This window comes from Methylobacterium sp. GC_Met_2 (assembly GCF_026540795.1).
Taxonomy (GTDB): domain Bacteria; phylum Pseudomonadota; class Alphaproteobacteria; order Rhizobiales; family Beijerinckiaceae; genus Methylobacterium.
The window spans coordinates 1-4,944 of the sequence record NZ_JALNUM010000205.1 but is presented as its reverse complement, the minus strand read 5'-3'; the positions used below and the strand labels follow the sequence as shown (position 1 = coordinate 4,944).

The window sequence follows — 4,944 nt, the reverse complement described above, 5'->3', positions numbered from 1 at the left end:
GATCAGGGCGCTGCCGCGGGCGAAGCCCCCGCGATCCTGTTCCTCAATCCCGACACGCAGGTCGAACCCGACGCCCTGGGCGTGGCCCGGGCCGCCCTGCTGGCCGATCCGCGGACCGGGATCGTCGGCGCCCGGCTGGTCGATCCCGACGGACGGACTGCGCGCTCCTGCGCCCGGACGCCCTCGGCGCTCGGCCTCCTCGGACGTGCCCTGGCGCTGGACCGGCTGGGCCTCGTGCGCCCGCACTTCCTTCGCGAATGGGACCATGCGGAGGACCGCGCCGTCGATCAGGTGATGGGCGCCTTCCTGATGATCCGCCGCGACCTGTTCACGGCGCTCGGCGGGTTCGATCCGCGCTTCTTCGTCTACTGGGAGGATGCCGATCTCTGCGCCCGCGCCCGGGCGGCGGGTTATTCCGTGCGGCACGTCGCCGGGGCGGTCGCGCACCATCTCGGCCAGGGCACGACCCGGCAGGTGCGGGCGCGGCGGCTGTTCTACTTCCTGCGCAGCCAGATCCTCTACGCCGGCAAGCACCACGGCGTCGTAACGGCCCTGGCGGTGACGGCGGCGAGTTTTGGCGCGCAGGTGCCGCTCCGGCTTGCCCTGGCCCTCGTCCACCGCTCGCCCGCCGAGGCCGCCGAGGTTCTGCGCGCCGCCGCCCTCCTGGCCGCGGCGCTGCCGGAGCTCCTCATGCGGGGCGATCGAGGAAGTCCAGCAGGACCCGGTTGAACGCCTCCGGACAGGTCACGCTGTGGGCGTGGCCGCCCTCGGGGGCGAGGGCGAGCCGGGCGTTGGGCAGCGCCGCCGCGAGGCGCTCGGAGCGCGTATAGGGCACCAGCACGTCGTCCCGGGCGGCCATCACCAGGGTCTCGTGCGGGATGCGCCCGAGCCGGTCGGCGATGGCGAAGCGCTCCAGGGCGCCGATGCGCGTCAGCACGGTCTCGGCCCCGGGGAAATGCGCGAGGGCGTGGGCCTCGTCGGCCGCGACCCGCGCGGCCTCGGCCGACAACCAGGGTGCCGGGTACAGGAAGATCGCCTGCGCCCGCACGAAGGCCTCCGGCCCGCCCCCGGCCAGGATCGCCCGGCGGGCCGCGAAGCACCGGCGTGTGGCCGGGTCCAGGGCGTCCCAGCCGTTGATGACCACGATCCGCCCGACGCGCCCGGGCGCGGCGAGCGCCGTCTGCAGGGCGATCAGGCCGCCCAGCGCGTGGCCGACCACGTCGGCCCGGTCGATCCCGGCGGCGTCCAGCACCGCGAGCGCGTCCCGGGCCATGGCGGGGATATCGTGGTCCGGCCCGAGCCGGTCGGGCGACCGTCCGGTCCCGCGATGGTCGTAGGTCACCACCCGGAACTGCGCCGTGAGCGCCGCCATCTGCGGCGCGAAGTATCCGGCCCCGCCGCCGAGCCCCGGCGAGAGCAGCACCGGCCGCCCGTCCTCAGGGCCCGCCACCGCGTGGTGGAGCGGGGCCGCGCCGACGCTCACCGGCTGCTCATCGGCCGACATGCGCCACGGAGGCGATCTCCACCAGCGCCTCCGGCTTCACGAGGCCGCACTGGATGCAATAGCGCGCCGGCTTCTCGCCCGGGAAATACGCCGCGTAGACGGCGTTGATCGCCGCGTAGTCCGCCCAGTCCTTCAGGAAGACGTGGTTGAAGGTGACGTCGTCCATCGTGCCGCCCGCGGCTTGGACCACGCCCTTGATGGTCTCCAGCACGTGGCGGGTCTGGGCGGCGGCGTCGCCGGCATGGACGACGTTGGCCTCCGCATCCAAAGGGAGCGTGCCCGAGACGTACAGCACGCCGTCGGCCAGCGTCCCCGGCACGTAGGGGGCGAGCGGCTTGCCGGTCCCCGGCGGATTGACGACCTGCTTCGGCATGCCCGTGCGCGCTCCCGTTCGACCTGTCGGCCGGGCAGGCCGCGCGGGCGGCGCCGCGTCGGGCGGCGCTCGTGCACCCTGCCGGTGACCGGCCGGGTGCGGGATGCACTTATTCGGCCATATCGAGGCCGACCGCATCAACTGCGGCGTGTGAGGCCGTCCCGAGGGCCGCCGCGAAGGCGGCGACGTCCGAGACCCAGCCGAAGAAGGTCTCGATATTGGCGAGCGCCCCGTGGTGCAGGCTTTCGGGCCCGGCCTGATGCGTCGCATCGGCCAGTACGATCCCGAAATACTCCCGGTGGAACCCGTCCCGCAGGGTCGATTCCACGCAGACGTTGGTGGCGATGCCGGTGAAGACCAACGTGTTGATCCCCCGGGCGCGGAGCATGCTGTCGAGGGGGGTGTTGTAGAAGCCGCTGTAGCGCGGCTTGCCGATCGTCAGGTCGCCGGGCTCGGGCTTCAGGGCGTCCACCAGCGCGTAGTCCCAGGAGCCCTTGGCGAGGAGCTGCGCGTTCATCTCCGGCTTCCGGCGCATGGTCTTGAGGGCGTTGGATTTGTGCCAGTTCGGCGAGCCCGGACCGCCCGCCTCGACATAGTCCGGATCCCAGCCGTTCTGGAACCACAGGATCCGGATGCCCGCCGCCCGGGCCGCCGCCACCGCCCGGACGATCTGCGCGATCACCGGGCCGGTGCCCGACACGTCGAAGCCCGCGAGGTCGAGGTAACCGCCCGCGCTCGCATAGGCGTTCTGCACGTCCACCACGATCAGCACCGTGGCGGCGGGGTCGAAGGCGATCGGCTCGGGCCGGGCCGGCAGGACGACGCTGCCGTGGCGGCCTCGGGGATCGCGATATCCGGCGGGGGCGTCCATCAGGCGACCTCAGGAAGCGGCGCCGTCGCCACGTGCCGGCGCGTGCGCATCAGCGGCTGGATCCGGGTGCCGAAGGCATCGAGACCCTTGAGGAAATCGTCGAACACCAGCAGCACGCCCTCCACCCCGTCGATGGTCATGATTGCGTCGAGCATCGCCGCCACGGTGGCGTAGCTGCCGACCAGGGTACCCATGTTGAGGTTCACCGCCGAGGCGGGGTCCGCGAGCTGGCGCACATTGGTGTCGCCGCCGGACTTGGTGTCGGCCGCGCCCTGGAGGCCGAGCCACGCGATCGCCTCGGCATCGGCTCCCGCCTTGTAGTGGGCCCAGGTGGCCATCGCGGCGGCGTCGGTCTCGTCGGCGATGATCATGAACAGGGCGTAGCAGGTGACGTGACGCCCGGTCTCGGCGCGCGCCTCCGCCAGCTTCTCCACCACGGGGGCGAAGGCGGTCGGCGTGTTGAGCCCTTTCCCTAAACAGAAATTGTAGTCGGCATAGCGGGCCGTGAAGGCAAGCCCCGCCCCGCTCTGGCCGGCGCAGATGATCTTCATCGGCGCCTGCGGCCGGGGGCTCAGCCGGCAATCGTTCATCTGGAAATACGTGCCCTTGAGATCGCTGGCGCCGGTCTCCCACAGCGCGCGGAGGATCTGAGCGTACTCCGCCAGATAGTCGTACCGACTGGCGAAATGCGCATCGCCGGGCCACAGGCCCATCTGGTCGTATTCCGGCTTCTGCCAGCCGGTGACGAGGTTCACGCCGAAGCGACCATCCGAGATCGAGTCGATGGTCGCGGCCATGCGGGCGACGATGGCCGGCGGCAGGCACAGGGTCGCCGCGGTGGCGAACAGCTTGATCCGGGTGGTCACGGCGGCGAGCCCGGCCATCAGGGTGAACGATTCGAGGTTGTGGTCCCAGAACTCGGTCTTGCCGCCGAAACCGCGCAGCTTGATCATCGAGAGGGCGAAGTCGAGCCCGTAACCCTCGGCCTTCAGGGTGATCGCCTTGTTGAGCGCGAAGCTCGGGCGGTACTGCGGGGCATTCTCCGAGATCAACCAGCCATTGTTGCCGATCGGGATGAACACCCCGACGCTCATGGCCTGCGATCCGCCCTGAACCACGCCGGCGGGATGCGCCGGGGCCGAAAGTCCCGTACCGGCCTCGCTCTGACTCATCGATCTGCGCTCCACGCGACGCGACTTCCCGGCCTCAGGGCCCCGAGTCGGCCGGAGGTTTGCAAAACCGGGTTGGAGGGTCAAACCCGTGGCGCCTGTTCGGCGGAAAAATGCTCATCTTTCCAGCGTGTTGCACAATCTGGGCGCGATTTATGCGCAGCCCATTCGCACTTGGAGCGATACCCATTCGGATGCGGCTCGGACGTCGAACCGAAGCTCGTCTCGGCTCAGAGCGGTCCAGGGACGGCGCCCAGCGCAGGCTCAAAAATAGGTCTCGCGCGGCAAATTTGGCAGCACATATACTTGGGGGCCGAGTTCCAATTGTCGCTGACGATCCGAGGACCATTTTCAGTTGGTGAAAACGAGTAACGGATCCGCTCAGCTGGAGTGACATCGATGCGCGTGTTGCCCGCCCTTCTCCTCGTCCTCGGCCTTGCGGGACCGGCAGCGGCCGATGACGCCGCCCGCGCGGCCGCTCAGGCCACGATCACCCGGCAGGTCGAGGCCTTCGGGCGCGACGACGCGCCGGTGGCCTACGCTCAGGCGGCCCCGGCGATCCGCGAGCTCTTCCCGAACGCCGACCTGTTCATCGGCATGGTCCGCACCCAGTATCGCCCGGTCTACCGGCACCGCAGCTTCGTGTTCGGCGAGGCGCGGGACACGGATACGGCGGGCGTGGTCCAGTCGGTGGCGATCCAGGACGAGTACGGCGTCGACTGGACCGCCGAGTACAGCCTGGTCCGGGACGCGGATGGGCAGTGGCGCATCACCGGCTGCCGCCTGACCAAGGCGCCGGGCACGAACGCCTGAAGGGCCCGCCGCCGCCGCCGCGGCGGGCGAGCGCTTACCGGGCGTCCGGCTTCAGCGTCGTGAGCTTGTCGAGCAATTGCAGCGTGGTGTCGGCGCAGGCCTTGGTCGTGTCGTCGTCGGCGCACTTCACGTCGAGGCGGGCATCGCCACGCTCGATGATGAAATGCGCGCCCTTCGGCGGCGGCGGCGGAGGAGGCGGTCCGCCGCCGTCGCG

General features: G+C 70.8%; 7 protein-coding genes. 2 read left to right on the top strand and 5 right to left on the bottom strand.

Going from position 1 to position 4,944, the window contains the following annotated elements:
• On the top strand, positions 1-729 hold a 729-nt coding region (locus OXS49_RS32540; RefSeq protein WP_267428646.1), incomplete at its 5' end, for a glycosyltransferase family 2 protein.
• Here the strand turns inward: OXS49_RS32540 and rutD are convergent.
• The 4 genes from rutD to rutA all read right to left on the bottom strand — a co-directional run bounded on the left by rutD (position 689) and on the right by rutA (position 3,842).
• Positions 689-1,504: a pyrimidine utilization protein D gene (rutD, locus tag OXS49_RS32535; protein WP_267428645.1), complete on the bottom strand. Its 816-nt coding sequence runs from the start codon at positions 1,502-1,504 to the stop codon at positions 689-691. The two genes, OXS49_RS32540 and rutD, sit on opposite strands and share 41 nt — an antisense overlap.
• Entirely contained in the window at positions 1,491-1,877 is a 387-nt protein-coding gene (rutC, locus tag OXS49_RS32530) for a pyrimidine utilization protein C (protein WP_267428644.1), read from the bottom strand. Before rutC ends, rutD begins: the two co-directional genes overlap by 14 nt.
• A 109-nt stretch (positions 1,878-1,986) precedes the next feature.
• Positions 1,987-2,748, bottom strand: a complete 762-nt coding sequence (gene rutB / locus OXS49_RS32525; RefSeq protein ID WP_267428643.1) for a pyrimidine utilization protein B — start codon at positions 2,746-2,748, stop codon at positions 1,987-1,989.
• The gene (gene rutA, locus OXS49_RS32520) at positions 2,748-3,842 is read right to left on the bottom strand and encodes a pyrimidine utilization protein A (RefSeq protein ID WP_267428647.1); all 1,095 of its coding nucleotides are present in this window, start codon (positions 3,840-3,842) and stop codon (positions 2,748-2,750) included. The genes rutB and rutA overlap by 1 nt, the downstream gene beginning before the upstream one ends.
• A gap of 474 nt (positions 3,843-4,316) precedes the next feature.
• Here rutA and OXS49_RS32515 point away from each other — a divergent pair, with 474 nt between their 5' ends.
• The gene (locus tag OXS49_RS32515) at positions 4,317-4,730 is read left to right on the top strand and encodes a DUF4864 domain-containing protein (protein ID WP_243916256.1); all 414 of its coding nucleotides are present in this window, start codon (positions 4,317-4,319) and stop codon (positions 4,728-4,730) included.
• 34 nt (positions 4,731-4,764) lie between these two features.
• On the opposite strand, the gene OXS49_RS32510 is transcribed toward OXS49_RS32515, so the two are convergent.
• Positions 4,765-4,944 (bottom strand): hypothetical protein (locus OXS49_RS32510; RefSeq protein WP_267428642.1); only part of this gene is annotated, 180 nt, incomplete at its 5' end.

Excerpts from the sequence above, each read along its gene's own strand:
- rutC (WP_267428644.1), bottom strand. The coding sequence starts at position 1,877 with ATGCCGAAGCAGGTCGTCAATCCGCCGGGGACCGGCAAGCCGCTCGCC.
- rutB (WP_267428643.1), bottom strand. The coding sequence starts at position 2,748 with ATGGACGCCCCCGCCGGATATCGCGATCCCCGAGGCCGCCACGGCAGC.
- OXS49_RS32515 (WP_243916256.1), top strand. The coding sequence starts at position 4,317 with ATGCGCGTGTTGCCCGCCCTTCTCCTCGTCCTCGGCCTTGCGGGACCG.
- rutD (WP_267428645.1), bottom strand. The coding sequence starts at position 1,504 with ATGTCGGCCGATGAGCAGCCGGTGAGCGTCGGCGCGGCCCCGCTCCAC.
- rutA (WP_267428647.1), bottom strand. The coding sequence starts at position 3,842 with ATGAGCGTCGGGGTGTTCATCCCGATCGGCAACAATGGCTGGTTGATC.